Origin of the sequence: Bacillus sp. 491mf (assembly GCF_900112415.1) — a bacterium.
In the GTDB taxonomy this organism is placed as follows: domain Bacteria; phylum Bacillota; class Bacilli; order Bacillales; family Bacillaceae_G; genus Bacillus_A.
On record NZ_FOLV01000002.1, the window covers coordinates 237,206 to 263,786 of the forward strand.

Below are 26,581 nucleotides of genomic sequence, written 5' to 3' on the forward strand. Positions count from 1 at the left end.
CAGGAGGAATTCGAATGAAAGTAAAAGAGCAATTATTGTCGCTCAAAGCGTATGTGCCAGGAAGAAATATTGAGGAAGTAAAGAGACAATATGGACTATCTAAAATTGTGAAACTAGCGTCAAATGAAAATCCATTTGGATGCTCAAAACGAGTAGATGAAGTGTTGGCATCGTTAGCTGGGCAATATGCGCTCTATCCGGACGGCGGGGCGTATGCTCTTCGTGAAACATTAGCAGCGCATCTTCGTGTGAAAGGAGAACAAATTTTATTTGGCAGCGGTTTAGATGAAGTCATTCAAATGATTAGCCGTGCTCTTTTACAAGAAGGAACAAATGTTGTCATGGCAAAGCCGACATTTTCGCAATATCGTCATCATGCCGTTATTGAAAAAGCGGAAGTGCGCGAAGTACCTTTAAAAGATGGTACACATGATTTAGAGGCAATGCTTGCAAAAATTGATGAGCATACACGAATTGTATGGGTTTGTAACCCGAATAATCCGACTGGAACATATGTAGCAGAAACACAATTACTTTCATTCTTAGAGGCAGTTCCGAAAAAAACACTTGTTATTATGGATGAAGCATACTATGAATATGCTGTGGCGAGTGATTATCCGCAAACATTACCACTTCTAGAGAAGTATGAAAATCTTATGGTATTGCGCACATTTTCAAAAGCATACGGATTAGCGTCATTTCGCATTGGTTATGCAGTGGGAAATGAAAAGTTAATGCGTTCATTAGAAATCGCTAGATTACCATTTAATACGTCATCAATTGCACAAGTAGTTGCGCAAGCAGCTGTTGAAGACCAAGCATTTTTACAAGAGTGTGTAAAAGTGAATAATGAAGGATTGCAGCAATATTACGACTTTTGTGAGAAGTATCAGGTGTTCTATTATCCATCGCAAGCGAATTTTATCTTTTTAGGTCTTGGACTTCCAGGTGATGAGGTCTTTGAAGGATTATTGCAAAAAGGATACATCGTTCGTTCTGGTGGTCCACTTGGCCTACCAAATGGTATCCGTATTACGGTTGGAACGAAAGAAGAGAATGCTGAAATTATTGCAGTGCTTACTGAGCTTATAGAAAAAAATGTGAGAAAAGAAGAAACATATTCATAAGATGAAAGAAACGGCTCCATGAATTGGAGTCGTTTCTTTCATCTTATTTGCGAAAAGAAGAAAAAAAGAAGTACAATAAAGAGAGAATACATAGGTGAATAGTAACGAGGTGATAGAGGTGAAACGATTAACAAAGATTAAGAATGGATTAAACGGGACGATTTTTATTCCTGGAGATAAATCCATTTCTCATCGTGCTGTCATGTTTGGTGCGATTGCAGAAGGAGTAACGAAGATTACAAATTTTCTTCAAGGTGAAGATTGCTTAAATACGATTGCTTGTTTTCAAAAGTTAGGCATTACGATTGAGCAAAATGGTACCGATGTCACTGTATATGGAAAAGGATTGCAAGGATTAACAGAACCAACGGAAGTACTAGATGTTGGGAATTCAGGGACGACAATTCGGTTAATGCTTGGTATACTCGCAAATGTACCATTCCATTGTACAATTATTGGAGATGCTTCAATTGGAAAACGCCCGATGAAACGTGTTGTAGAACCCCTTCGTCAAATGGGTGCGAAAATTGATGGAAGAGAAGATGGACAGTATACTCCCCTGTCGATTCGAGGAGGGAATATAAAAGGTATCCATTATTCTTCACCTGTAGCAAGCGCACAGGTGAAATCAGCTGTACTCCTAGCAGGATTACAAGGGGAAAGCGTGACAACTGTGACAGAACCATTACAATCTCGTGATCATACAGAGCGTATGCTACGTGCATTTGGTTGCGGTGTTACGGTTGACGGATTAACTGCATCATTACAGGGGGGACAAAAGCTCTCTAGCACGAATATTGAGGTGCCAGGAGATATCTCTTCAGCGGCCTTTTTCTTAGCAGCAGGTGCAATTGTATCAAATAGTAAAATTGTACTGAAAAATGTAGGATTAAATCCAACAAGAACTGGAATTCTTGATGTACTATCCCAAATGGGTGCCAATTTATCCATAGATAATATAAGAAATGAAGAATTTGAACCGTGCGGTGATATTACAGTTGAAGCTTCACAGCTAAGAGGGATAGAGATTGGTGGTGCGCTCATCCCAAGACTCATTGATGAAATTCCCATTATAGCATTGTTAGCAACGCAAGCTGAAGGGATAACTGTAATTAAGGATGCAGAAGAATTAAAAGTAAAAGAAACGAATCGTATTGATACAGTTGTGAATGAATTAAAAAAATTGGGTGCAAATATTGAAGCGACAGAAGATGGTATGATTGTGCGTGGTAAAGTGCAATTACATGGAAATGTGGTAAATAGTTTTAGAGATCATCGCATTGGTATGATGTTAGGAATTGCAGCGTGCATAGCAGATGGAGAAGTTATCATTGAAAATAGTGATGCTGTAGCTGTGTCGTATCCAAATTTCTTTCAACAGTTACACATGTTGCAAAGCTAGAAGAATCTTTTCCTCATCATGATGGTTGATTACATAGAAACAGTTGTTTATTATGAAGTTTACATAAGTATTTATACAGAAGGAGCGAGTTATGCAAAAGTTTGAAAAAGCTGTTTCATATATTGAAAACGGAGAAGTAGAGAAAGGGTTACAACTATTAGCAGAACAAGTAAAACAAAGTACGGATGAAGAAAAGTACGATATTGCTCGTTATTACTATACGCTAGGGTTTATAGATCAAGCGCTAGAAATAGCTGAAGACCTACGTTTGCTATATCCAGAAGAAAGTGAATTCACGCTATTTTTAGCAGAGTTATATATTGATTTAGATAAAGAAGATGAAGCCATTGAAGTACTTCACGATATTCCTGAGGATGATGAATTATATGTGCAATCTCTACTGCTTGCATCTGATTTATATCAAATGCAAGGTTTTGACGAAGTAGCAGAACAAAAACTATTAAAAGCGAAAGCAATGATGCCAGACGAGCCAGTGGTTGCTTTTGGACTAGGGGAATTATATAGCAGTAAAGGTGAAGATAGTAAGGCGATTTCATATTATGAATCATTACTTCCAGAACATAAAGTAATGGGCGGTGTTATTGTTGCACTTCGCTTGGCTGAAAATTTAAGTGCACTTGGGCAATGGGCTGAAGCGATTTCTTATTATGAGGAAGGTTTAGAAGAGCAGAAGGACATTCATTCCTTATTTGGATTTGCGTTTACGCTTTATCAAGGAGAACAGTATCAAAGAGCAATCAGTGTATGGGAAGAATTAAAAGAGTTAGATCCAGAGTATGCTTCTTTATATATGTATTTGGCAAAATGCTATGAAAAAGAAGGGATGCTTCAGGAGAGTTATGAAACGCTTCAAGAAGGAATAAAAATTGATGAATTATCGGTACCGTTTTATGTAGAGTTTGCTAACATTGCAGCGAAACTAGGGAGAAGAAATGAAGCGGAAGATACGCTTAAAAAAGCGTTAGAGCTCGATCCTTCACATTTAGGGGCTATATTAAAATATTCATACATCTTAAAGGAAGAAGAAAGGTACGAAGAGATTATAACTGTTGTAGAAAAAGCCATTGATAACGGAGAAATGGACACACAATTACTTTGGGATATTGCTTATGCGAAAAAACAATTAGAATTGTATTCAGATGCATTAAAACATTACCAAAGTGCATATACTTCTTTTAAGAATCATCCAGACTTCTTAGAGGAGTACGGCTACTTCTTGTTAGAAGAGGGATTGCGAAAAGAGGCGAAAGAAGTATTTATACGCTTATTACAACTAGATCCAACGCAAACACATATCGAAGAATTATTATATAATTTAGAAGATTTTTCTTAAGTCAGAAGGAAACTTAATGCTACTTCTTGAATGTAAATAAGTAAATAAAGAAGGGCAGAGGAGGGATTAAGTGCGATGAATACCCCTGTTTCTGTGAACGAAAAGAAAGATTTCGTAAAATGGTTTTTAAATAATTATCAACTGAAACAGCGAGAATGTGTTTGGATTTTAAATTATTTAATGAGTCACGATCAATTAATGGATAAGGTGCATTTTGTAGAGCATGCGAAATATTGTCCGCGTGGGCTAGTGATGTCAGCAAATTGTGTGAAAGATTTACCGTTTCATTTTTATAAACAAAATGTAATGACGACTGATGCAGAAAAATCCTTTCATGATATTCGCCTAAACAGAGATGAAGATATTTATATTCAACTTAACTTTAAGTCATCTTTCCAAAATACGAACTATGTTGCGGTGTTAGAAGAAAACCCATATTTACCGAAGAATATCGAAATAAATGAAAAAGATCGTTTATTAGCAGAGCGATTTTTAGAGGAAAGCGTATATTCATTTCGGAAAGAACGACTTTTGAAATTAATTGATGAAGCACTTGATACTCAAGATGAAGAAGCATTTCGCAAGTTAACAGACGAGTTAAAACGCTTATAAATTTCTTTATGAAAAATCAATTTTGACAATTTTTAGACTATTCCAAAGAAAAACCGTCTTTTATAGATGGTTTTTCTTTTTTTACCTTTATCTGTATGGTTTAATAGAAATAAAGTAAATTTTTTGTAATCAGTTGAATTACATTGTTAGAGGAGAAATAAAGGGAAAAGGAGGGTATTACGTTGAAATGGGCTGTAGCAGATGTAGAACAATATGAAAAATCGAGAGAATATATTGATACAGGAATTATACCGCTTCTTTCAGTTTCGTTTGAAAAGGGAATGAAGACAGCTGCTGTAGAAGGAGAATTTATTTCTACTTTAACTAGAGAGCTAGAGAGAGAGTATAAAGGTAGAGTATTCTTATTACCACCATTTACGTATGTAGAAGGAGCGTATGTAAGTGAGCGCCAACGTCTATGTGAATGGACGAACTATTTAAAAGAGAAAGACTTGAAGCATATTGCGCTAATTACAAGTGATTTTTCTTGGAAAGAAATGGAGCACGATTTATCAGAACAATTATTTTGTTTACCAGCACTACCATTAAACCAGCTTAGTGATCAAGCGAAAAGAGAAATAGTTCATGCACAAATAAAAAATATTATGGAAATATTGACTGAAAAATGGGAAAATAAATAATTAATAGAAGGTTTTAATTATTTGAATTAGTATGATATTGACCAATGTAGTAGGGTATTATATCATGATAGTGTCCTAGTTTTTATCTTTTATTTCAATTTTTCACGGGGGACAATTTCTGATAGAGGGGGGAAATTTTCGTGAGTGAGAGAGAACACAGGGTGTCAAGAAGGCAGTTTTTGAACTACACTCTTACAGGTGTAGGAGGATTTATGGCGGCAGGGATTTTAATGCCAATGACGCGTTTTGCGCTTGACCCAGTTCTAAGGAAAGAAGCAGGGGGAGAGATGGTTCCAGTCGCGCAGGTGAAAGATATTACGACTGAACCGAAACGCTTCGATTTTAAGGTGAAACAAGTTGACGGTTGGTATAAATCAGAAGAACCAAAGTCAGCTTGGGTACACAAAGATGAAAGCGGAGACATTGTGGCATTTTCTCCAATTTGTAAGCATTTAGGATGTACAGTAAACTGGAATTCGGACAAGTCACATCCAAATCAATTTTATTGCCCGTGTCACGGGGGGCGTTATTCGAAAGATGGAAAGAACATAAAGGGAACACCTCCGCTTGCGCCGCTTGATGTGTATGAGTCAAAGGTGAAAGATGGAACGCTTTATTTAGGGAAAGCGAAGCCACAAGGGGGGGCAAAGTAGATGTTAAATAAAATTTATGATTGGGTAGATGAACGGCTTGATATTACGCCTTTGTGGCGCGATATTGCAGACCATGAAGTGCCGGAACATGTGAACCCAGCGCATCACTTTTCTGCCTTTGTTTACTGCTTTGGTGGTCTTACATTTTTTGTAACTGTTATTCAAATTTTATCAGGAATGTTTTTGACAATGTATTATGTACCAGATATAAAAAATGCGTGGGAATCTGTCTATTACTTACAAAATGAAGTGGCATATGGACAAATTGTTCGCGGTATGCATCACTGGGGAGCTAGTCTCGTTATCGTGATGATGTTTTTACATACACTTCGAGTTTTCTTTCAAGGTGCTTATAAAAAGCCTCGTGAATTAAACTGGATTGTTGGAGTTCTTATTTTCTTTGTTATGTTAGGATTAGGTTTTACAGGATATTTATTACCATGGGATATGAAGGCATTATTCGCAACTAAAGTAGGGATTCAAATTGCAGAACAAACACCACTTATTGGACCTTATGTAAAAACGTTGCTTGCCGGCCACTCCGAAATTGTCGGTGCTCAAACATTAACTCGCTTCTTTGCTATTCACGTATTCTTCTTGCCAGCTGCACTTCTCGGATTAATGGCAGTTCACTTCCTTATGATTCGCAAACAAGGTATTTCTGGTCCGCTATAAGATGATATTAGATTTAAAGGGAGAACATAATTAAAGGAGGGAGACTATGCATCGCGGCAAAGGAATGAAGTTTGTCGGAGACTCGCGAGTACCTGCTGTTAGAAAACCGAATATTCCAAAAGATTACTCGGAGTATCCAGGGAAAACGGAAGCATTTTGGCCAAACTTTTTATTAAAAGAGTGGATGGTTGGTGCAGTCTTTTTAATTGGCTATCTTTGTTTGACGGTGGCGCATCCATCGCCATTGGAAAGAATTGCAGATCCTACAGATACAGGTTATATACCACTTCCAGACTGGTATTTCTTATTTCTATACCAATTGTTAAAATATTCTTACGCATCTGGTCCGTATACGGTCATTGGTGCATTTATTATGCCGGGTATCGCATTTGGCGCATTATTACTTGCTCCATTTCTTGATCGGGGGCCAGAACGCAGACCATTTAAGCGTCCAGTTGCAACAGGATTTATGCTTTTAGCATTGGCATCTATCGTTTTCCTAACGTGGGAATCTGTTGCTACGCATGACTGGGCAGCTGCAAAAAAACAAGGTGCGATTGTAAAAACGGTACAAGTTGATAAAAATGATGACGGTTATAAACTTATGCAAAAAAATACATGTTTAACTTGTCACGGTGAAAACTTACAAGGGGGAGCAGCAGCTCCAGCATTGCAAAATTTGACATTAAAGCCAGAAGAAATTGCAAAAATTGCAAAAGATGGAAAAGGCGCAATGCCAAAAGGGGTTTTTAAAGGAACAGATGAAGAGTTGAAAAAAATGTCGGAATTTATTGGAAAATATAACAAAAAATAAAGTGAAACTTCCATCAGTGGAGGTCTTAATGTCCGCGAATAGCGGGATAAATAAGAGCTGACTACAATTTTGTAGTCAGTTTTTCTATTTTAGGAAGAGAATTTGCTATAATAAAGTAAGACTCTTATTAGTGGGGGTTATTCCTCGTCAATAGCAGTAGGGTTGTAACCAAATGCATTCATGCTACAGTTTATGCATCACAGTGATGTTCATTTTGGAAAGTTGAGGTAGTTCTATTTTGGCATATATTTATTTGTTATTAAGACAACGTTCTTTTCTATGGATTTTGCTCATTATTAATATATTAGGAACAATTTATGGGTATATTTGGTATAAAAATCAACTAATAGAAACGCCGGCTATTTTTTGGCCGTTTGTTCCAGATAGTCCAACAGCAAGTTTGTTTTTTGTGTTTGTATTAATTGCGTTTATACAAAAGAAAAATTGGGGACTAATGGAAGCTTTAGCGGTGGTAACATTAATCAAATATGGAATTTGGGCTGTTGTAGTAAATGTATTAACTCTTATTGTAATTGGATATATTGGGATAGGAGGATATATACTCATTGTTTTTCATATGGCAATGGCTGTACAAGGACTTTTATACGCACCATTTTATCGAATAAAATATTGGCATTTTATCATTACAGTTATTTGGACATTACATAATGATGTTATCGATTATGTATGGGGACAAATGCCGAAATATAGTGTTATGTATATGTATGAACGCCAAATTGGCTATTTTACATTTTGGCTTAGTATCGTTGTATTGGCTACTACATATTATTTTTGTCTAAGAGAAAAAAGATTAACGCTTTCTTTGTAAAGTGAAACTTCCATCAGTGGGGCGGGTTATCCCCACTGATGGAAAGTTCTCACCAATCGGGCTTTTACGGGCAGTTATCCCCAAAACTATCTTAATAGCGGGATAAATAAAAAATAGGGAATGGAGCAGAGGAATGAATTCACACAGCGTATATTCGAAAATTTGGAACGGAGTCTTATTATGTGTTGTTCCTTTTTGTATTGCTTTTAGTATTTTCTCAATTGCAGTTATGTGTGTTGTATATGGGAAAGGAATTTATTACGTAGAGATTGATATGTTAAATATACCGCAAATGGCAAGTATGACAAAAGAAGCAATTATTCAAAATTATGATGCGCTTATTACTTATCTTTCTCCTTTTTATCATAAACCATTACATTTCCCAACTTTAGAAATGTCTGAGAAGGGAAGGATTCATTTTGTTGATGTGAAAAATATTCTTGTTGCCATTCAATATGCTATGTACATAGGTATTTGTATATCTTTTATCGGAGGAGTTTATCTTATACGAAAACAAAAGGAAAAGGTTTTGCTCCATGCAGCGATTTTTACAATTATTTTTCCGATCGCACTCATACTCCCAATCGCAATCAATTTTGAAAAGAGTTTTGTATTTTTTCATGAACTTCTTTTTCAAAACGATTATTGGTTGTTTGATCCAGATACTGATCCGATTATTCGTATGTTACCAGAACAATTCTTTATGCATGCAGCCTGTATCATTTTGTTACTGATTTTGCTTGGAAGTGCTTGTTGTTATTTTCTATATCGTTTTTTTATAAAAAAGAGAGGATTACATATAGAAAATTGTAATGCCTCATCAGAAAATTAACCTCTTACTTTCATTGTAATAGGTTCAAGGTCTATTCTTGTCCACTTGTTCATATATTGAACTAGAAGCTATAGGGGGGACAAGAATGAAAAAAGTATTAGCTGGAATCATAGCGTTTATGTTTATATTGTTTCCTGTTCGGATATATGCAGCTAGTTGGAATGAGATAACTGAGTTATTAGATGACTCGTTGCAATTGGTGAAACAAGAAGAGTATGACAAAGCGACGCAACTGTTAACATATTTTTCAAAACAATTTTTAACGATTGATCAAAAAAAGAAAATAGCACCGGAGCATATTCGTGTAATTTCTCTTGCTTATGATAAAGCACTACAATCATTAGAACGACAAGGGATTAATAAACAAATAAAAATAGATGATGTGCTCGCGCTTCGTCTTGTGATGGATGCAGAAGTGTCGAAATATCAGCCGCTTTGGGTGGAACGAGAAGAAAATGTGATGAGTACATTTGGGAAAATTGAAAATGCAATGCAAAAGGAAGAGCATGATCATTTTCAAGAGGCATTAAACGTATTTTTGCATGAGTTTGATATTATTTATCCAAGTTTAATGGTTGATTTGTCTGAAGAAGAGTTGCAACGTGTGAATTCTCATTTGTCATACTTAGATGAATTTCGTTATATGATGATCCAAAATAAGAACGGACAAACGCAAGTGAAAATAATAAAAGATGATTTGACAAAAATTTTTCGTACAGCGAAAAAGGATGAGGTAGATTCTTCACTTATATGGTTTATGACTGTAACGGGTGGAATTATTATTTTTACATTAACTTATGTGGGCTGGAGAAAATATAAAGGAGAAAAAGAAAAACAAAAAAGTACGCTTCATTCCAAAAATAGATAGTTTTTTTCAAACGAAGTGAAAGATAAAAGCTATGTTGTAAGGTTTCTTTGTTGACAATGTTATGGGAAAAAAATAGAATGGTTATTACTATATAATAAAATTCAATGGGAGGTTCATGATGGGTTTCTACTTAATTTACTTTGCTATCATCATGATCATACCGATGTATGCACAGTCTAGAGTACGCAGCGCATATAGTAAATACTCACAAGTGTATTCAACTTCTGGTATGACAGGAGCAGAAGTGGCTCGTAAGATTTTAGATGAGAATGGTTTGTATAATGTAGCGGTAGAGGAAACGCCAGGGCATTTATCTGATCACTATGATCCAAGATCGAAAACAGTTCGTTTATCGACAGGTAACTATTATAGTCATTCTGTTGCTGGTACGGCAGTAGCTGCACACGAAGTTGGACATGCGATTCAAGACGCAAAAGATTATAGTTTTATGAGAGTCCGTCATTCGCTTGTTCCTATCGCAAATTTTGGTTCAAACATGTCGTGGGTTTTTATTATGATTGGTTTGTTTGCACATATGGCAAATTTGTTGTTATTAGGAATTATTTTGATAGCAGGCGGAGTGTTATTCCAGCTTGTTACATTACCAGTTGAATTTGATGCATCAAAACGGGCAATGAAGCAAATTGAAGCGCTTGGTATTGTAACAACGGATGAATATGGTCAAGCTCGTAAAGTATTAAATGCAGCAGCTCTTACGTATGTTGCGGCAGCGGCCGTAGCAGTATTTGAACTGCTTCGTCTCGTATTAATTTATACAGGAATGCAACGTAATGATGATTAAAGGCTATCGATTTTGATAGTCTTTTTCTTTTGGATTTTTGTTTTTATGATTATATAAAAAGGTATAAAAACTTTCTTTTTAGGCGGGGATGAGAGCATCTGGCTGTGCATAGAAACAGTTAGTTCTTTGTTTGTCACATGCAATGTTTAAAACAAAAGGAGCAAGCTAGTAGTGAGTATATTATATTTTGCGTAGCAGCGAATTATAAAGAAAAGCGGAGCCGACTGTTTAGTTTATTTACTTAGAAAATATACGCCGAGCCTATTAAGTACTGAAGGAAGACTACAATTAGCGGAGAAATGTAAGGAAACGGGCAGTTATCATGTTACTTTCAAAGACAGGGTATCGCTTGTGTAATTTGAGTTTTAGGCGGTAGGTTCCATGTTCAAGGACGTTTCAAATTGTACTTTAATAAAAGTATAACATGCAAGAGGTGATAAACATGAAATATCCAGAGCAATTAGTGAAGCAAGCAAGAGAGCGAATGTCTTCCTATCCTGTTGAAGGCTTTGTATATGGACAAGGACCACAAAATCCAAAATTGATGCTTGTAGGAGAAGCGCCGGGTGAAACAGAATTTCATAACGGGATCCCTTTTAGCGGAAGAGCTGGTAAACAGCTTATGGACTTTCTTGAGAGAATTGGTATAACAAGGGAAGAAGTATACATTACGAGTGCAGTACGTAGTCGTCCGTATAAATGGGGCGAGAAACGAGAAAGGAATGGAGAAATTGTGAAGCGTAAGTACAACCGTACGCCAAATCAGCAGGAAATACTTGCTCACGCTTCAATTTTAGATTACGAAATTGAGCATATTCATGCACCTATTATTGTTACACTCGGAAACATTGCCCTCAAACGTTTAGTTGGTTCAGATAAAAAGGTGTCAGAGATGCACGGTCAATTGTTTACGCAACCTGTTCGGCGACTAGAAAATCCTAATAGCACAACCTATACTTGGACAGAGAAAACCTATACAATTTTCCCGACATTCCACCCCGCTTCAATCTTTTATAATCGTAGTTTATTGGATTTGATTCATGAGGATTTAGAAAAGTTGAGGGAGCATATTTAGTTTCATGCTTCGACATCTTTGTCTAGCTCTGCCTCCTAAGCCCTCATGTCTAAGAACCTTCCACACGAGAAGGTAAAAAACATCTTCTGTGTGAAAGACCCTTAGCCAACGGGCCTAAACAGTCGGCTCCGCTTTTCTTTATAAGTCGCTGCTATGTAGAATACAACAGAATTTGCACTCATTTTTTCCTTAAACATGGCTGTGGCAGGAAAAGGATCTGGCCGCTTCTATGTACGGCCAGTTGCTCTCTTCCTCTAAAAAGAGAGGGTTTGTGTTGGTTTTTTAATTAACATTTATATGTTAAGCTACCTTCTTTATCGTTATGCTATTGTTTTATAATCCGATATTATTGTCTTCTTTCTTTTCTTGTAAGTTTAGTATTTGTTTTATGTTGAGAATTAAAGGAATCTAACTTGTTTTTTGCTTTTTTAGATCAAAATAAAAATAAAGATGTATACCATATATACCAAACACAACAGCCAGTAAAGAAAAGATTAAAATTAAGAGGATTGCTAAACCATTTTGCGATAATGAACCTATACATATCTGCCCAATAATATATCCCAGCCCTGAAACATACACAATTGGAGAAATTTTTATGTTGTCTTTTTCCTCATTGTTTAATCGTCTTAAAAAACTTTTTATTCCAAGGGAAATTAGTTTGTAAATTGTAAAAATGTAAAGAGAAAAAGTAACAATAAAAAACAGCGGTGTTTCAATCTTAATAAAAGTATAAGCAAATTTTTGAATCACTATGAAGCTTCCGAAAGAAAAAGTTGCTCCCATGAATCCATTATATAATATGTGTACCAATCTTAACTCATGTGGTTTATGAAAAAATACCCAAATACCCCATATATTAGATATCAAAAGAAAAGGTAAAATTATATATAAATATATGGTAAAGGTCGGAGGAAATAAAAATGGTGTTAAGACCATAAAGTTAATAACAACCCATACCATAATGACACTTGATCTAACACTAAAGGGCATCAATGTTTGCATAATTTGTTCTGTGCTTTTTCCATGATATTTTTCCATATAAATCTCCCCATAAAATTCAACTCGTTTTTCTAGTGCAGAGCCTATGACTGATTATATTGCCTCTTTATAAATCTATTTTCATTTTTCGACATCTTTGTCTAGTTCTGCCTAAACAGTCGGCTCCACTTTTCTTTATAAGTCACCGTTATGTAGAATACAACATGACTTGCATTCATTTTCTCCCTTCGTTTTAAATACCGAATGACCGCTTCTATGCACGGCCAGTTGCGCTCTCCGCCTAAAAGAGGGGGTATAGTGGTATTTATATGTTAAGCTGTCTCTTTATCGTTATGCTTTCGTTTCATAATCTAATAGTGTTGCCTTCTTTCCTTTCTTGTAAGTTTAGGCTTCTTTTGAGAATGTAATATGTTTGAATGTCCTGAAATAATGAATTGTTTTTTGAAATCAAAGTAAAAATACAAATGGGTACTTAGAGCCAGGAAAACAATTGAAACAAATGATAAGATAATGATCAACACAATCGCTATAGATTTTTGGCTCAAAATCCCAATACTAACTTGCCCAATCATATAGCCTAAGCCTGAAAAAAGTACGATTTTAGGAATTTTTACATCTGGATCAGTTATCCCTCTTAAGCGGGCTGTAAAATATTCAATCCAGAATAACTCGGATTTATAAACAATTAAGCCATATGCAATCAGCGATAGGATAAAAAATAAAGGTGACTCTAGTTCTACGAATTCGTAAGCTAACTTTTGAACAGCTATAAAGCTGCAAAATAAAATACTGAATGCGACAAATCCGGAATATAGTAAATGCTGCAATTGAGGCTGCCGAGGCTTATAAATCAAAATCCAAATACTCCATAGATTACATATCACATAAAACGGAAGAGCCGCGTAAGAATATATAGCGTGCGGTGGAAATATGAATAGAATGATGAGTAGAAAAAAATTCATAAAAAACCATACGAAGGCCCCGACAATATTTCTTATATCGTATGGTATTAATATTTGTATACAATCTTCTATGTTGTTGCCGTTATATTTGTCCATTATGCACCTCATGAAAAATAAAAAGATTTTATTTTATTATTTGTATGCATTTTTACCTAACATCCAACCAATTATCGAGTGAACTTTCAATTTTAATCATTGTTTCATGATGAAACAGACTGATTAATACATATACTTCTTTACTTGATAACATAAGAGTTTCAGTAGTCAAATAGCTCCACTCCCTAATGTAATATATAATCTCTAGGAAATATAATACAATAAAAAAACTGGTTTAATCTAGTAATAATTAGTTCTTTAAATCATGAAAATTCTAAAAAGTACGACGGGTAAAGTGACCCAATGAAGGCTTTTTAGGACAATAAAAAACAAAATTTTTCTTTTAAAATTCAAAAAGACAAGAAAGGTTCTCGTGTTCGAAATCTTTTCTTGTCTTTTGTTTAGAAAGAAAATGAGTGATTGCGAAGAATCTACATAATTAATTATGTAACGGGTTTTTATTCTCATCTAATGTAAACCCTTCCCCAACAACATCATGCACATCACTTACAGCAACGAAAGCATGAGGATCAACAGATGTAATAATACTTTTCAGTTTTACGATTTCATTTTTCGCAACAACGCAATATAAAACATGTCGTTCTATTTTTGTGTATGTACCAATTCCTTTTAAGAAAGTTGCTCCGCGGTCCATCTCTGATAATATTTTTTCGGCTATTTCATCATTTTTCTCAGATATAATTGTTGCTCCTTTTGCAGCGTACGCACCTTCTTGCATAAAATCAATGACTTTTGCTCCGATAAAGACAGCAACTAATGTATACATTCCTTCTCGGTATGATAAATATGTAAGGATTGAGATGATAATGACTACGGCATCAAACATAAACATCGTTTTCCCCATACTCCAGCCGATATATTTATGAGCAAGTCGTGCAATAATATCAACACCACCTGTTGTACCACCATACTTGAAAATGATTCCTAATCCAACCCCGATAAATAAACCAGCAAATAAAGCGGCGAGTGTCATATCATTTTGGAGGTTTAAATGTAAATTAAACGCATCATAGCGCTGGAACACCCAAAGAAATAATGAAACACTAAATGTCCCGATTAATGTGTACAAAAATGTTGTACGACCGAGCATTTTCCAACCGATAAAAAAGATTGGTATATTTAAGAGTAAGTTTGTATAGGAAGGATCCAGTGAAAATTGAAAGTAAAGCAGCAATGTAATCCCAGTAAAGCCGCCTTCTGCTAAATGGTTTTCAATATTAAAATTAACGATACCAAATGAGAAAATAGCAGAACCAATTAGGATGAAAAGAATGTTTCGAATTTTTAAATTTAATTTCATGCGAATCCCCCTAGTATGTAGTGATAATCACAGCTTGTTCTTATGGATAGTATACGTAATATATAGAAAAATTGGCAAGAAAACTTCACACATATTAATCATGGAGATAGAGGGAACTGTTCATTCAAGATTAGAAAGGGATTTGTATCCTCAAAAACGTGATAAATAAGCGATAACATTTGTCAAATCGTTATGAATTGGCTAACATGATAATGGAAGGATTAGAGGTGAACATCATGGAACAAAAAACAATGAAAGATCTGCAAAAGGAAGTAGATGCATATATTGGTCAATTTAAAGAAGGATACTTTAGTCCGCTTGCAATGCTAGCTCGTTTGACAGAAGAGATGGGGGAGCTTGCGAGGGAAATTAATCATTATTATGGTGAAAAACCAAAGAAAAGCACAGAAAAAGAGCGTACAATTGAAGAAGAGCTTGGAGATGTATTATTTGTGATGATTTGTATGGCAAATAGCTTAAACATCGATTTAGAAACAGCTCATAATATAGTTATGGAAAAGTTTAATACGCGTGATAAGGATCGCTGGACACGTAAAGAAGAGGGAGAGAAAGAATAATGAAAGAAATTAAAGTAATTATTGCAGGACCGAGAGGCCGTATGGGGCATGAGGCGGTACTTCTTATGGAAAGAACACCGCATTTCAATTTAGTTGCTGCTGTTGATTATAAACATGGTGGCAAGAAAATTTCTGACATTGCTGGATTGCCTAACATAGATGCTCCAATTTATACAGATTTACATACTTGTTTAGATGAAGTAGAAGCGGATGTTTTGCTAGATTTAACAACACCAGAAATCGGAAAAAAACATGTAACACTTGCAGTAGAGCGAGGAATTCGTTCTGTCATCGGAACAACAGGCTTTACAGAAGATGAATTACAACAATTAACAGAAACGGCAAAAGAAAAACAAGTTGGTACAATCATTGCACCAAACTTTGCAGTTGGAGCTGTTTTAATGATGAAGTTTTCGCAAATGGCAGCGAAATATTTCCAAGATGTTGAGATTATTGAATTACATCACGACCAAAAATTAGATGCTCCGTCTGGTACAGCTGTGAAAACAGCGGATTTAATTCGTCAAAATCGTGAGTCAAAACAACAAGGACATCCAAATGAAACAGAACAATTAGAAGGTGCACGCGGTGCAAATGTTGATGGTATTCATATTCATAGCGTACGTTTACCAGGATTAATTGCACATCAAGAAGTACTATTTGGCGGAGATGGACAAATGTTAACAATTCGTCATGATTCTTTTAACCGTGCATCATTTATGTCAGGAGTAAAACTTTCTATTGAAACAGTGATGAACTTAGATCATCTTGTATATGGTTTAGAAAATATTATTGACTAAAGGGGAAAAATGAAGATGAAGATTGCCTTAATTGCCCATGATAAAAAGAAAAATGATATGGTCTCGTTTGCATATGCATACCAACCTATTTTAGAAAAGCATATGTTGTTTGCAACAGGAACGACTGGTCTTCGAATTATGGAGGCGACAGGTATGTCTGTGACAAGATACCAATCTGGTCCGCTTGGTGGAGATCAGGAAATTGGTGCAATGATTGCAAAAAATGATTTAGACATGGTGATCTTCTTCCGTGATCCGTTGACATCACAGCCACATGAACCTGACGTGAATGCACTTCTTCGTTTATGTGATGTATATTCCATTCCGCTTGCAACGAATATGGCAAGTGCGGAGCTTTTAATGCATGCATTAGAGCGTGGCGATTTAGATTATCGAAAGTTACGAAAACGAGGGGAATAACATGAACGGATTACATATATTAGCTTTTGGTGCCCATGCCGATGACGTTGAAATTGGCATGGCAGGCACGATAGCAAAATATACAAAACAAGGATATGAAGTAGGGATTTGTGATTTAACTGAGGCAAATCTTTCTTCTAATGGAACGGTAGAGCTGCGAAAACAGGAAGCAATGAAAGCTGCTCACACACTTGGTGTCAAAAAACGTATGAACTTAGCGATGCCAGACCGAGGCCTCTATATGAAGGAAGAGTATATTCAAGAAATCGTGAAAATCATCCGTACATATAAACCACAAATTGTATTCGTACCATTTTATGAAGATCGTCACCCAGATCATGCGAATTGCGCCAAACTTGTAGAAGAAGCCATTTTCTCAGCGGGAATTCGTAAATATATGCCGGAATTTCCGCCGCATCGTGTGCAATCACTCAATTTTTATATGATTAATGGTTTTCATAAACCAGATTTTTGCATTGATATTAGTTCTTCTATTTCTGACAAGATCGCTGCGTTAGAGGCATATGAAAGTCAATTTACTAAAGGGCCAGGCGGTGTTATGACGCCATTGACGGAAGGATATGTTGAGACAGTTGTAGCACGGGAAAAAATGTTTGGAAAAGAAGTTGGCGTGATGTATGCAGAAGGGTTTATGAGCAAAAGACCAATTCTATTAGATCAAGATTTAATAGGGGGAGTAAAATGAAATTAAAAATAGGGATTACTTGTTATCCTTCTGTTGGCGGTTCTGGAGTGGTTGGAACGGAATTAGGAAAGTTGTTAGCAGAGCGTGGACATGAAATTCACTTTATTACATCAGGATTGCCATTTCGTTTAAATAAAGTATATCCGAATATTTATTTTCATGAAGTAACAGTGAATCAATATTCTGTTTTCCAATACCCTCCGTATGACTTAGCGTTAGCAAGTAAAATGGCAGAAGTAGCACAGAGAGAAAAGTTAGATATATTGCATGTACATTATGCAATTCCGCATGCGGTTTGCGCATATTTGGCAAAGCAAATGATTGGAGAGAATATTAAAATTGTCACGACATTGCACGGAACAGACATCACAGTACTCGGGTCTGATCCTTCTTTAAATAATTTAATTCGTTTTGGAATTGAGCAATCTGATGTTGTGACAGCTGTCTCACATTCACTTATTGAAGAAACGTATGAATTAATAAAAACAAAAAAAGAAATTCAAACAGTTTATAATTTTATTGATGAGCGTGTGTATTTTCAGCGTGATATGTCACAATTAAGAAAAGAATATGGTATACAAGAAGACGAAAAAGTATTAATTCATATTTCGAACTTTCGTAAAGTAAAGCGTGTTCAGGATGTTGTGAAATCATTTGCTCTCATTGTAAAACAAGTAAAAGCAAAACTATTACTCGTTGGTGATGGTCCTGAGTTTTGTACCATTGTACAGCTTGTAAAGCATTTAGATATCGAGAATCAGGTTTTATTTTTAGGGAAACAAGATAATGTGGCAGAGCTTTTGGCGATGAGTGATCTCATGCTTCTGTTGTCTGAAAAGGAAAGTTTTGGACTCGTATTACTTGAGGCAATGGCGTGCGGTGTCCCTTGTATTGCTACACGTACTGGCGGGATTCCAGAAGTCATTCAACACGGAGAAACGGGATACATATGTGAAGTAGGAGATATAGAATGCGTTTCGCAGCAAGCTGTGCAGCTTCTTCAAGATGATACATTACATGCTAAAATGGCCGAGCGTTCTATCCAAGTGGCGTATGAACAATTTGGCTCAGAAATGATTGTTTCACAATATGAAGCAATATACTATGACATACTAAGGGATGACAAACATGCAACGATTTAAACGAGCAGCTTCAATTATTAAGACGTTAACAGAGAACGGCTTTGAAGCTTATTTTGTAGGTGGGAGTGTCCGCGATTATATTATTGGTAGATCAATTGGTGATATCGATATTGCGACATCGGCTCTGCCGGAAGATGTAATGCGTCTATTTCCGCGTCACGTTCCTGTTGGAATTGAACACGGGACGGTTATTGTTTTACAAGAAGACATTCCATATGAAGTGACGACATTTCGAACAGAAGGCGATTATGAAGATTTCAGGCGTCCTAGCAGTGTGCAATTTGTTCGTTCGTTAGATGAAGATTTGCAGCGCCGTGATTTTACAATGAATGCAATTGCAATGAAAGAAACGGGAGAAATCGTTGATTTATTTGGCGGACAAGAAGCGATTGCCAAGAAGGAAATCGCAACTGTTGGAAATTCAGTTGACCGTTTTCAAGAAGATGCTCTTCGAATGATGCGCGGTATTCGCTTTGTTAGTTCACTAGGTTTTACATTAGAAGAAAGAACAAAACAAGCCATTATAGAATATGGACATTTACTAGAACATATCGCAATCGAAAGAATTGCAGTTGAATTTGAAAAGTTACTTGTCGGTACACATTGTGCAAAAGGACTTCAGCTATTAGTAGAAACGAAATTATATGAGCATTTACCTTATTTACAAATGTGCGGAGACTTCATTTCAAAAGCGGCCGAGCATAATTGGAGCTTTTTTAAAAATGATATTGAAGCGTGGGCGTTCTTTTTATATTGTGTTAGAGAAGAACATCCATCTGTTTTTTTACGACAATGGAAATTCTCAAATAAAAAAATTAAAGAGATTGTATCCGTTATATTATATGTAAAAGCACGAGAAAAACAAGAGTGGGATGCATTTTTATTATATAAAGCAGGGAAAGATGTTGCTGTTATGGCGGAGCGCGTATACGAAGGCGTAATGAATACATATTTACATTCGAATGTTGAGCGTGTCGAAAAGGTATATGAAGACTTACCAATTTCAAATCGTCAAGAGTTGCAAGTTAGTGGCAATGATTTATTAGCATGGTCAACGGAACAAGCCGGACCGTGGGTTGCTGATGCATTGCAAAAAATTGAAGAAGAAGTTGTATCCGGACGATTAAAAAATGAGAAAGAGTATATAAAGGAGTGGCTGCATAGATGCAATCTGCTATAAGAAAACAGTTATTGCAAATCCTCTCTGAAGCTAATGATGAGTTTCTATCAGGTCAAACGATTAGTGAGAAGCTTGGATGCTCAAGAACAGCTGTGTGGAAGCACATGGAGGTCCTTAGAGAAGAAGGATATGAGCTAGAAGCTGTAAGACGCTTAGGGTACCGGATTGCAAGTAAACCAGACAAAGTAACGGCAAATGAAATTCAGCTTGGCTTACAAACAGAGTTTCTAGGCCGAACGGTATACTTTGAAGAGTCAGTAACATCTACACAGCAAATCGCAGCTCGTCTTGCTTATGAAGGAGCGGCTGAAGGAACCATTGTTGTTGCAGAGGAGCAAACAGCAGGTCGTGGCCGATTGAGCAGAAAGTGGTACTCACCAAAAGGGACAGGAATTTGGATGAGCATTATTTTGCGCCCGGCAATTCCGATTCATCAAGCACCGCAATTAACATTGTTAGCCGCCGTGAGCGTAGCGCAGGCTATTGAAAAATGCACAAATCTTTCTGTTGGCATTAAATGGCCGAACGATATTTTAATTAATGGGAAGAAAGTAGTTGGCATTTTAACAGAAATGCAAGCAGATCCTGATAAAATTAATGCTGTTATTATTGGAATTGGCATTAATGTGAATCAAAAGCAAGAGCATTTTGCTGAAGATATCCAGCACATAGCTACCTCATTAGCAATTGAATCCGGAAAAATGATTGTACGAGCTGAACTGATGCAGCAAATCTTTTTGCAGATGGAAAAGCTATATAAAGAATATTTAGAACGTGGTTTTTCAGTGATTAAGCTTCTTTGGGAAAGTTACGCTGTGAGTATCGGAAAAGAAATTACAGCGCGGACGATGACAAATACAATTACGGGAATTGCAAAAGGAATTACAGCTGACGGTGTCCTTGTACTTGAAGATCATGACGGGATTGTACATCATATTCATTCCGCAGATATTGAAGTAAAGTGAAACGTTTAGAAGCTATTTTTCATTTCTTTCATATTTATTGTTCATTAGATTTGTATTTATATAGAGCCCTTTGCTAAAAAAAGCAAAGGGCTATTATATGTGAAAATGATTTTCTTTTTTAGAAAAGTATAGCAATTATGTTTTGCTATTTGTTATAATAAGGGCGAATATGGGCAGTATCAATAGGAACTGCACCGCTATGTGGGAAAATCAAAATAAACATGTGGTTCTGCCTTGATCCAAAATAGGACTAGGACAGAGGGATGAATATTGCCGAATGATACTACCCTTCTGCCTTTTTACGGTCAGAAGGGTTTTTTTATATGTTTTTTCATCCGGCCATCTCCTCTCTCCAGATAAAGGAGGAGAAATTCGTGAAAACTGTGACGGATTTTTTGAAAATGAAAGAACAAAATGAGCCGATTGCGATGGTAACTGCGTATGATTATCCATCGGCAAAGTTTGCTGAAGAAGCAGAAGTTGATATGATTTTAGTTGGAGACTCTCTTGGAATGGTTGTGCTCGGATATGATTCAACAATTCCAGTAACAGTTGATGATATGATTCATCATACAAAAGCAGTGCGCCGCGGTGCGAAAAATACATTTGTTGTAACGGATATGCCATTTATGTCTTATCACGTTTCACTGCCAGAAACGATGAATAACGCACGCCGCATTATTCAAGAAAGCGGTGCGCATGCTGTAAAAGTTGAAGGAGCAGATGAAGTTGTATCAATCATTCGTTTCCTTACAAATGCAGGTATTCCAGTTGTAGCTCATTTAGGATTAACTCCGCAATCTGTCGGTGTGCTAGGTGGCTACAAAGTGCAAGGGAAAGATGCAGAAAGTGCGAAAAAATTGCTTGAAGATGCGAAAAGGTGTGAAGAGGCAGGAGCAATTGCACTTGTATTAGAATGTGTACCGATGCAATTAGCGGAACTTGTAACAAAGCAATTAATGATTCCGACTATTGGAATTGGCGCTGGGAATCAAACAGATGGTCAAGTTCTTGTTTATCATGATTTGATTACGTATGGTGTTAATCGTGTTCCGAAATTTGTGAAGCAATATACGTCTGTACAAGAAGAAATTGTAAGAGGAATTGGACAATATGTTCATGAAGTAAAGCTAAGACAATTTCCAGAGAAAGTACATTCGTTTACGATGAAAGAAGAAGAATGTTTAGCGCTATACGGAGGAAAGCAGTAATGAATATTATTACAACAGTGCAAGAGATGCAGCAAATCGCAAGTGAACTTCGTGCAAGTGGAAAGAAAGTTGGATTCGTTCCAACGATGGGGTTTTTACATGAAGGGCATTTGACGTTACTGAGACAAGCGAAAAAAGAAAATGATATTGTTATATTAAGTATATTTGTAAATCCGTTGCAATTTGGTCCGAATGAAGATTTAGACCGTTATCCGCGTGATATTGAGCGCGATGAGCGCTTAGCACGTGAAGTAGAAGTGGATTATTTATTTTATCCAAGTGTTGAAGAAATGTATCCAGAAGAGCGAACAACGAATATTGAAGTGATAAAGCGCACGAATGTTTTATGCGGAAGGCAGCGACCTGGTCATTTTGAAGGCGTTGTAACAGTATTGATGAAGCTTTTCAATATTACAATGCCAAATCGTGCGTATTTTGGGATGAAAGATGCACAACAAGTAGCGGTTATTGAAGGATTTGTTGGTGACTATAATTTTCCTGTTACAATTGTGCCAGTTGACATTGTAAGGGAAGAAGATGGATTAGCACGCAGTTCTCGCAACGTTTACTTATCAGAAAGGGAACGCCAAGAGGCACCGCATTTATATAAAAGCTTATGTATGGCAAAAGAGAAAATCGTTAAAGGAGAACGTAGTCCAGAACAGATTACGAACTTCATTAAAGAATATATTGAAATAAATACACATGGTATGGTCGATTATGCTGATATATATGCGTATCCGAATTTAACTGAGGCCCAGCAAATAAACGGACGTATGATTATTGCAATTGCTGTAAAGTTTGAAAATGCACGACTAATAGATAATATTACATTTACGGTTCAATAAGGGGGAGCAACTATGTTTCGCACAATGATGAGAGCGAAGTTACATCGCGGTACAGTAACAGAAGCAAACTTAAATTATGTAGGAAGTATTACAATCGATGAAGATCTAATGGATGCAGTCGGGATTGTGGAAAATGAGAAAGTACAAATTGTGAACAATAATAATGGTGCACGTCTAGAAACATATGTAATAAAAGGAGAACGCGGTACGGGGGTCATTTGTTTAAATGGTGCAGCTGCTCGTCTTGTTCAACCAGGGGATAAAGTGATTATAATTTGCTACGGACTCGTTTCAGAAGACAAAGTATTAACACATATTCCGAAAATTGCTGTTTTAGATGATAATAATCAAATTGTGGAAATGCTTGGAGCGGAAAAAGCAGGCACGGTTTTATAATGGATAAGAAAAGCTATCTCTGAAAAAAAGAGATAGCTTTTCTTATGGGAAAGCAAAATCATTTCATTTTTCGTATCTTTTCATTAAGATGATGGAAAACGTGGTATAGTAACACTATAGAAATTTTGTTGGGCAAAGGTAAGAAATTGAGGTGTCATTGATGAGTAAGCGTTATGTCGTAGTCGATTTAGAAACGACAGGGAATGCCTGGAAAGATGGAAAAGATAGAATTACTCAAATTGCAGCAGTTGTTGTAGAGGATGGAGAAATTCTTGAAATTTTCTCTTCTTTTGTAAACCCCGAACGGGACATTCCACCATTTATTACAGAATTGACGGGGATTGATGAAACACTTGTGAAACAAGCTCCGTTATTCCGAGATGTGGCGCCGATGATTATTGAACTATTACAAGGTGCGTACTTCGTTGCGCATAACGTTCATTTTGATTGGAATTTTTTGAAAGAAGAATTACGGCTAGCTGGATTCTCAGAAATAACATGTTCGAAAATTGATACAGTTGAGCTGGCGCATATTTTATTGCCAACAGCTGATAGTTATAAATTACGCGATTTAGCCAAAAGGTATGGTTTTGATCATGACCAGCCTCATCGTGCTGATAGTGATGCAATGGCAACAGCAGAGATATTTTTACAATTACTTTCTAAAATGGAAAGTTTGCCACTCGTTACGTTGCAATCGCTATATGAGCTAAGTGATATGTTTCAAAGTAACATTGGAGATATTATGTCTGCATGTATTTTAAATAAAATGATGCATGGAACAGATGATGAGAAGCAATATGACATCTATCGGAATATTGCTTTAGGTAAACGTAATTATACATTGCAGATTGGAGATGATTCTCCTACTGACTTTTCTTCTTTTTTAACAGAAACGATGCACCGATTAAGGGAAGTAATGCCGTCTTTTGAAAAAAGAGAAGGGCAGCAAATGATGATAAATGAGGTTTACGAAGCGCTTCGAGACGCTCGTTTTTCGTTAATTGAAGCAGGAACAGGTACAGGAAAAACGTTAGCATATTTACTCCCTAGTATTTTTTATGCGAAAGAAACAGAACAACCAGTAGTCATAAGCACACAAACGGTGCAGCTGCAGCAACAAATTTTAGCAAAAGAAATCCCGCTGCTGAAAACGATACTTCCGTTTCCATTTGAAGTAGCAATGTTAAAAGGAAGAAAGCATTATTTGTGTTTGCATAAATTTGAGCATGCATTGGGAGAAATTGAAAACAATTATGATAATGCATTAACGAAAGCGAAAATTTTAGTTTGGCTCCTTGATACAGAATCAGGAGATCGAGATGAGCTGAATATTCCAGCTGGCGGGAAGCTATTGTGGGAACGAATTTGCAGTGATGCTCATAGTCCGAGTCGGATGCAAAGCGCCTGGTTTAGCCGCTGCTTTTACCAACGTGCTAAAAACAAAGCGTTATTTGCAGATGTTGTTGTCACAAATCATACGTTGTTATTTCAGGATTTTGCAAGTAGAGAACCATTGCTTGCTTCATGTGAACATATTATCTTTGATGAAGCTCATCATCTTGAGGAAACGGCAAGTAAAGCGTTAGGAGAGCAATTTTCTTGTATGTATTTTCAAATCGTGTTATCACGATTTGGTACGCTAGAAACATCTAATGTATTAGCTAAAGCGTATGATATGATGAAGCAATCACAAACTGCTTCACGTTCTACGTTTCAAACGATTAGCTATATGTTGAAAGAAATAAAGTTTGATGCAGATGAATTATTTCAAATGATGCGCACGTTTATATTTCAAAAAACAAAGCAGGAACATGTATCTGGAAATATCCCGCTTATTTATCGTTATGATGTAAAGAAGGAAAGAGGTAAGCTTTGGCGCAGTATTGTGGAATTAACAGATCGTTTTGTTCACCAATTAGGGCGAGTACTTACGCTATTAGAAAAACAATGTGAAATATTGCAAAAGCAAAGTGAATGGGAACTACATATGGTTACCGGAGAGTTTGTGCATCTTACTGAAGTTCTTTCTAAAATGACCCAATCGTTACGGATACTTATTTTAGAAGAAACGAGCCATGTGACATGGATGGAAGCTGAAACGAAAGGAACTATCCATGCAACGATTTTATACGCGCAGCCCGTTAATATTAGTGATTTATTTGCTGATCAATTTTTGGCGCGAAAACGAAGTGTTATATTTACCTCAGCCACTTTAACGGTAAATGATACGTTTGATTATATAGAAGCGGAGCTTGGTTTAGAGGATTTTACACCAAATACAGTAACGATCCCATCACCGTTTCATTATGAAGAGAAAGTAAAGTTAATGGTTTCAACAGATGTTCCGCATATTAAACATGTAAGGGAAGATGAGTATGTAAAAGCGGTTTCGAACCATATTACAAAAATTGCGAAAGCTACAAATGGTCGAATGCTCGTTTTATTTACATCATACGAAATGTTAAAAGAAGTATATGAGGTATTAAAGAAGATCGATGAGCTAGAAGAATTCCTTTTATTAACACAAAGTGTTCATAACCGTAGTCGCACTAGAATGATTCGAAAGTTTCAAGAGTTTGAAAAGGCCGTTTTATTAGGAACAAGCAGTTTTTGGGAAGGAATTGACATACCAGGAGAAGCATTAAGTTGTCTTGTTATCGTGCGTCTTCCATTCACATCACCGCATCAGCCGATGATGCAAGCGAAAGGTGAACGATTAAAAGAAAAGGGAGAAGATCCATTTACACAACTAGCTCTGCCGCAAGCAATTCTTCGTTTTAAACAAGGGTTCGGCCGTCTTATTCGTACAACAACGGATACAGGAACAGTGTTTGTGTTAGATCGTCGTCTTACTGCATCTTTTTACGGAAAACGATTTCTTCAATCGATTCCAAGTATTCCACTGTATGAAGGACCATTAGACGATTTAATCAAAAAAATGGAGTAAGAGTAGAAATTTCATCAGTAGAGGAACTTGAGATAAATTTATCCCACTTTTTTTGGGGGGAATAAGACTCAAAACTAATGAAAATTTCACTTTATAAAAGTTAACGCCTGAAGCACATTTGCTTCAGGCGTAACATGTGGGTAGGAGGAATTTTTATTTTTTCATACATTAAATATAGAAATACAACGGTTTTCGACTTCAAACCTTTTTTTGAAGAACATGTCCTGCTATAATAGATGGGTGATGAAGCAGGGGTTGGAAAGAATGTACCCTTATTGTAACCGCAATGCGTTCTTTTATAATTAGAAATTTTGTGTAAC

The 26,581-nt window shown here is 36.3% G+C and carries 26 protein-coding genes and 1 pseudogene; 24 read left to right on the forward strand and 3 right to left on the reverse strand.

The annotated features are described in order from the left end of the window. The first annotated feature begins 14 nt into the window (after positions 1–14). The 13 genes from hisC to BM211_RS04090 all read left to right on the forward strand — a co-directional run bounded on the left by hisC (position 15) and on the right by BM211_RS04090 (position 11,684). The gene (hisC, locus tag BM211_RS04030) at positions 15–1,127 is read left to right on the forward strand and encodes a histidinol-phosphate transaminase (protein ID WP_090995234.1); all 1,113 of its coding nucleotides are present in this window, start codon (positions 15–17) and stop codon (positions 1,125–1,127) included. Positions 1,128–1,239: 112 nt separating this feature from the next. Next, on the forward strand, positions 1,240–2,529 hold the full coding sequence (gene aroA / locus BM211_RS04035; RefSeq protein WP_090995322.1) for a 3-phosphoshikimate 1-carboxyvinyltransferase: 1,290 nt from the start codon (positions 1,240–1,242) through the stop codon (positions 2,527–2,529). Between the two features lie 91 nt (positions 2,530–2,620). Continuing rightward, the gene (locus tag BM211_RS04040; protein ID WP_090995237.1) at positions 2,621–3,883 is read left to right on the forward strand and encodes a tetratricopeptide repeat protein; all 1,263 of its coding nucleotides are present in this window, start codon (positions 2,621–2,623) and stop codon (positions 3,881–3,883) included. A 75-nt stretch (positions 3,884–3,958) separates the two neighbouring features. Next, entirely contained in the window at positions 3,959–4,495 is a 537-nt protein-coding gene (locus tag BM211_RS04045) for a ReoY family proteolytic degradation factor (RefSeq protein WP_035435058.1), read from the forward strand. Positions 4,496–4,677: 182 nt separating this feature from the next. Next, positions 4,678–5,136, forward strand: coding sequence for a YpiF family protein (locus BM211_RS04050; RefSeq protein ID WP_035435056.1), 459 nt, complete (start codon positions 4,678–4,680; stop codon positions 5,134–5,136). Positions 5,137–5,276: 140 nt separating this feature from the next. Next, positions 5,277–5,789 (forward strand): menaquinol-cytochrome c reductase iron-sulfur subunit, encoded by a 513-nt coding sequence (qcrA, locus tag BM211_RS04055; RefSeq protein ID WP_035435052.1) that lies wholly within the window; start codon positions 5,277–5,279, stop codon positions 5,787–5,789. After that, on the forward strand, positions 5,790–6,464 hold the full coding sequence (gene qcrB, locus BM211_RS04060; RefSeq protein ID WP_035435049.1) for a menaquinol-cytochrome c reductase cytochrome b subunit: 675 nt from the start codon (positions 5,790–5,792) through the stop codon (positions 6,462–6,464). 46 nt (positions 6,465–6,510) lie between these two features. Then, positions 6,511–7,278, forward strand: a complete 768-nt coding sequence (locus tag BM211_RS04065; protein WP_035435047.1) for a menaquinol-cytochrome c reductase cytochrome b/c subunit — start codon at positions 6,511–6,513, stop codon at positions 7,276–7,278. Between the two features lie 238 nt (positions 7,279–7,516). After that, entirely contained in the window at positions 7,517–8,107 is a 591-nt protein-coding gene (locus tag BM211_RS04070) for a lipoprotein heptaprenylglyceryl N-acetyltransferase LhaT (RefSeq protein WP_090995240.1), read from the forward strand. A gap of 133 nt (positions 8,108–8,240) precedes the next feature. Further along, a complete protein-coding gene (locus BM211_RS04075; protein ID WP_035435043.1) occupies positions 8,241–8,939 on the forward strand; it encodes a lipoprotein intramolecular transacylase Lit in 699 nt (232 codons plus the stop codon). Between the two features lie 85 nt (positions 8,940–9,024). Then, on the forward strand, positions 9,025–9,807 hold the full coding sequence (gene ypjB / locus BM211_RS04080) for a sporulation protein YpjB (protein WP_035435040.1): 783 nt from the start codon (positions 9,025–9,027) through the stop codon (positions 9,805–9,807). Positions 9,808–9,925: 118 nt separating this feature from the next. Beyond that, the gene (locus tag BM211_RS04085) at positions 9,926–10,609 is read left to right on the forward strand and encodes a zinc metallopeptidase (protein WP_035435039.1); all 684 of its coding nucleotides are present in this window, start codon (positions 9,926–9,928) and stop codon (positions 10,607–10,609) included. Between the two features lie 433 nt (positions 10,610–11,042). Beyond that, positions 11,043–11,684 (forward strand): uracil-DNA glycosylase, encoded by a 642-nt coding sequence (locus tag BM211_RS04090; RefSeq protein ID WP_035435631.1) that lies wholly within the window; start codon positions 11,043–11,045, stop codon positions 11,682–11,684. Between the two features lie 408 nt (positions 11,685–12,092). Here the strand turns inward: BM211_RS04090 and BM211_RS04095 are convergent, their stop codons facing one another. From BM211_RS04095 to BM211_RS04105, 3 genes and pseudogenes are all read right to left on the reverse strand, one after another. Beyond that, positions 12,093–12,725 carry a hypothetical protein gene (locus tag BM211_RS04095; protein WP_035435037.1) on the reverse strand — a complete coding sequence of 211 codons (633 nt, stop codon included), beginning with the start codon at positions 12,723–12,725 and terminating at the stop codon, positions 12,093–12,095. A 320-nt stretch (positions 12,726–13,045) separates the two neighbouring features. After that, positions 13,046–13,756: pseudogene (locus BM211_RS04100) on the reverse strand (hypothetical protein); the annotation flags it as partial. 427 nt (positions 13,757–14,183) lie between these two features. Continuing rightward, on the reverse strand, positions 14,184–15,065 hold the full coding sequence (locus BM211_RS04105) for a YitT family protein (RefSeq protein ID WP_035435033.1): 882 nt from the start codon (positions 15,063–15,065) through the stop codon (positions 14,184–14,186). A gap of 236 nt (positions 15,066–15,301) precedes the next feature. On the opposite strand from BM211_RS04105, the gene BM211_RS04115 reads away from it, so the two are divergent. From BM211_RS04115 to dinG, 11 genes are all read left to right on the forward strand, one after another. Continuing rightward, positions 15,302–15,643: a nucleotide pyrophosphohydrolase gene (locus tag BM211_RS04115; protein ID WP_035435029.1), complete on the forward strand. Its 342-nt coding sequence runs from the start codon at positions 15,302–15,304 to the stop codon at positions 15,641–15,643. After that, the gene (gene dapB, locus BM211_RS04120) at positions 15,643–16,443 is read left to right on the forward strand and encodes a 4-hydroxy-tetrahydrodipicolinate reductase (RefSeq protein ID WP_035435028.1); all 801 of its coding nucleotides are present in this window, start codon (positions 15,643–15,645) and stop codon (positions 16,441–16,443) included. Before BM211_RS04115 ends, dapB begins: the two co-directional genes overlap by 1 nt. Positions 16,444–16,458: 15 nt before the next feature. Continuing rightward, positions 16,459–16,863 (forward strand): methylglyoxal synthase, encoded by a 405-nt coding sequence (gene mgsA / locus BM211_RS04125; RefSeq protein WP_020059582.1) that lies wholly within the window; start codon positions 16,459–16,461, stop codon positions 16,861–16,863. A gap of 1 nt (position 16,864) precedes the next feature. After that, entirely contained in the window at positions 16,865–17,569 is a 705-nt protein-coding gene (gene bshB1, locus BM211_RS04130; protein ID WP_035435025.1) for a bacillithiol biosynthesis deacetylase BshB1, read from the forward strand. Then, entirely contained in the window at positions 17,566–18,711 is a 1,146-nt protein-coding gene (gene bshA, locus BM211_RS04135; RefSeq protein WP_090995243.1) for an N-acetyl-alpha-D-glucosaminyl L-malate synthase BshA, read from the forward strand. The genes bshB1 and bshA overlap by 4 nt, the downstream gene beginning before the upstream one ends. Further along, on the forward strand, positions 18,698–19,891 hold the full coding sequence (locus BM211_RS04140; RefSeq protein WP_035435021.1) for a CCA tRNA nucleotidyltransferase: 1,194 nt from the start codon (positions 18,698–18,700) through the stop codon (positions 19,889–19,891). Before bshA ends, BM211_RS04140 begins: the two co-directional genes overlap by 14 nt. Further along, positions 19,876–20,856, forward strand: a complete 981-nt coding sequence (locus tag BM211_RS04145) for a biotin--[acetyl-CoA-carboxylase] ligase (protein WP_035435018.1) — start codon at positions 19,876–19,878, stop codon at positions 20,854–20,856. Before BM211_RS04140 ends, BM211_RS04145 begins: the two co-directional genes overlap by 16 nt. A 374-nt stretch (positions 20,857–21,230) precedes the next feature. Beyond that, positions 21,231–22,067, forward strand: coding sequence for a 3-methyl-2-oxobutanoate hydroxymethyltransferase (panB, locus tag BM211_RS04150; protein WP_035435016.1), 837 nt, complete (start codon positions 21,231–21,233; stop codon positions 22,065–22,067). Further along, positions 22,067–22,915: a pantoate--beta-alanine ligase gene (panC, locus tag BM211_RS04155; RefSeq protein ID WP_090995246.1), complete on the forward strand. Its 849-nt coding sequence runs from the start codon at positions 22,067–22,069 to the stop codon at positions 22,913–22,915. The genes panB and panC overlap by 1 nt, the downstream gene beginning before the upstream one ends. A gap of 12 nt (positions 22,916–22,927) precedes the next feature. Beyond that, entirely contained in the window at positions 22,928–23,311 is a 384-nt protein-coding gene (gene panD / locus BM211_RS04160) for an aspartate 1-decarboxylase (RefSeq protein ID WP_035435011.1), read from the forward strand. 160 nt (positions 23,312–23,471) lie between these two features. Beyond that, positions 23,472–26,261 (forward strand): ATP-dependent DNA helicase DinG, encoded by a 2,790-nt coding sequence (gene dinG / locus BM211_RS04165; RefSeq protein ID WP_035435009.1) that lies wholly within the window; start codon positions 23,472–23,474, stop codon positions 26,259–26,261. Positions 26,262–26,581: the final 320 nt, after the last annotated feature.

What these genes read in the sequence shown, in the direction of transcription:
- BM211_RS04085 (WP_035435039.1), top strand. Translation starts at nt 9,926, where the DNA reads ATGGGTTTCTACTTAATTTACTTTGCTATCATCATGATCATACCGATG.
- BM211_RS04045 (WP_035435058.1), top strand. Translation starts at nt 3,959, where the DNA reads ATGAATACCCCTGTTTCTGTGAACGAAAAGAAAGATTTCGTAAAATGG.
- BM211_RS04095 (WP_035435037.1), bottom strand. Translation starts at nt 12,725, where the DNA reads ATGGAAAAATATCATGGAAAAAGCACAGAACAAATTATGCAAACATTG.
- bshA (WP_090995243.1), top strand. Translation starts at nt 17,566, where the DNA reads ATGAAATTAAAAATAGGGATTACTTGTTATCCTTCTGTTGGCGGTTCT.
- BM211_RS04105 (WP_035435033.1), bottom strand. Translation starts at nt 15,065, where the DNA reads ATGAAATTAAATTTAAAAATTCGAAACATTCTTTTCATCCTAATTGGT.
- BM211_RS04140 (WP_035435021.1), top strand. Translation starts at nt 18,698, where the DNA reads ATGCAACGATTTAAACGAGCAGCTTCAATTATTAAGACGTTAACAGAG.
- bshB1 (WP_035435025.1), top strand. Translation starts at nt 16,865, where the DNA reads ATGAACGGATTACATATATTAGCTTTTGGTGCCCATGCCGATGACGTT.
- BM211_RS04040 (WP_090995237.1), top strand. Translation starts at nt 2,621, where the DNA reads ATGCAAAAGTTTGAAAAAGCTGTTTCATATATTGAAAACGGAGAAGTA.
- ypjB (WP_035435040.1), top strand. Translation starts at nt 9,025, where the DNA reads ATGAAAAAAGTATTAGCTGGAATCATAGCGTTTATGTTTATATTGTTT.
- mgsA (WP_020059582.1), top strand. Translation starts at nt 16,459, where the DNA reads ATGAAGATTGCCTTAATTGCCCATGATAAAAAGAAAAATGATATGGTC.
- BM211_RS04115 (WP_035435029.1), top strand. Translation starts at nt 15,302, where the DNA reads ATGGAACAAAAAACAATGAAAGATCTGCAAAAGGAAGTAGATGCATAT.
- dinG (WP_035435009.1), top strand. Translation starts at nt 23,472, where the DNA reads ATGAGTAAGCGTTATGTCGTAGTCGATTTAGAAACGACAGGGAATGCC.
- panC (WP_090995246.1), top strand. Translation starts at nt 22,067, where the DNA reads ATGAATATTATTACAACAGTGCAAGAGATGCAGCAAATCGCAAGTGAA.
- dapB (WP_035435028.1), top strand. Translation starts at nt 15,643, where the DNA reads ATGAAAGAAATTAAAGTAATTATTGCAGGACCGAGAGGCCGTATGGGG.
- qcrB (WP_035435049.1), top strand. Translation starts at nt 5,790, where the DNA reads ATGTTAAATAAAATTTATGATTGGGTAGATGAACGGCTTGATATTACG.
- panD (WP_035435011.1), top strand. Translation starts at nt 22,928, where the DNA reads ATGTTTCGCACAATGATGAGAGCGAAGTTACATCGCGGTACAGTAACA.
- hisC (WP_090995234.1), top strand. Translation starts at nt 15, where the DNA reads ATGAAAGTAAAAGAGCAATTATTGTCGCTCAAAGCGTATGTGCCAGGA.
- BM211_RS04075 (WP_035435043.1), top strand. Translation starts at nt 8,241, where the DNA reads ATGAATTCACACAGCGTATATTCGAAAATTTGGAACGGAGTCTTATTA.
- BM211_RS04145 (WP_035435018.1), top strand. Translation starts at nt 19,876, where the DNA reads ATGCAATCTGCTATAAGAAAACAGTTATTGCAAATCCTCTCTGAAGCT.
- BM211_RS04065 (WP_035435047.1), top strand. Translation starts at nt 6,511, where the DNA reads ATGCATCGCGGCAAAGGAATGAAGTTTGTCGGAGACTCGCGAGTACCT.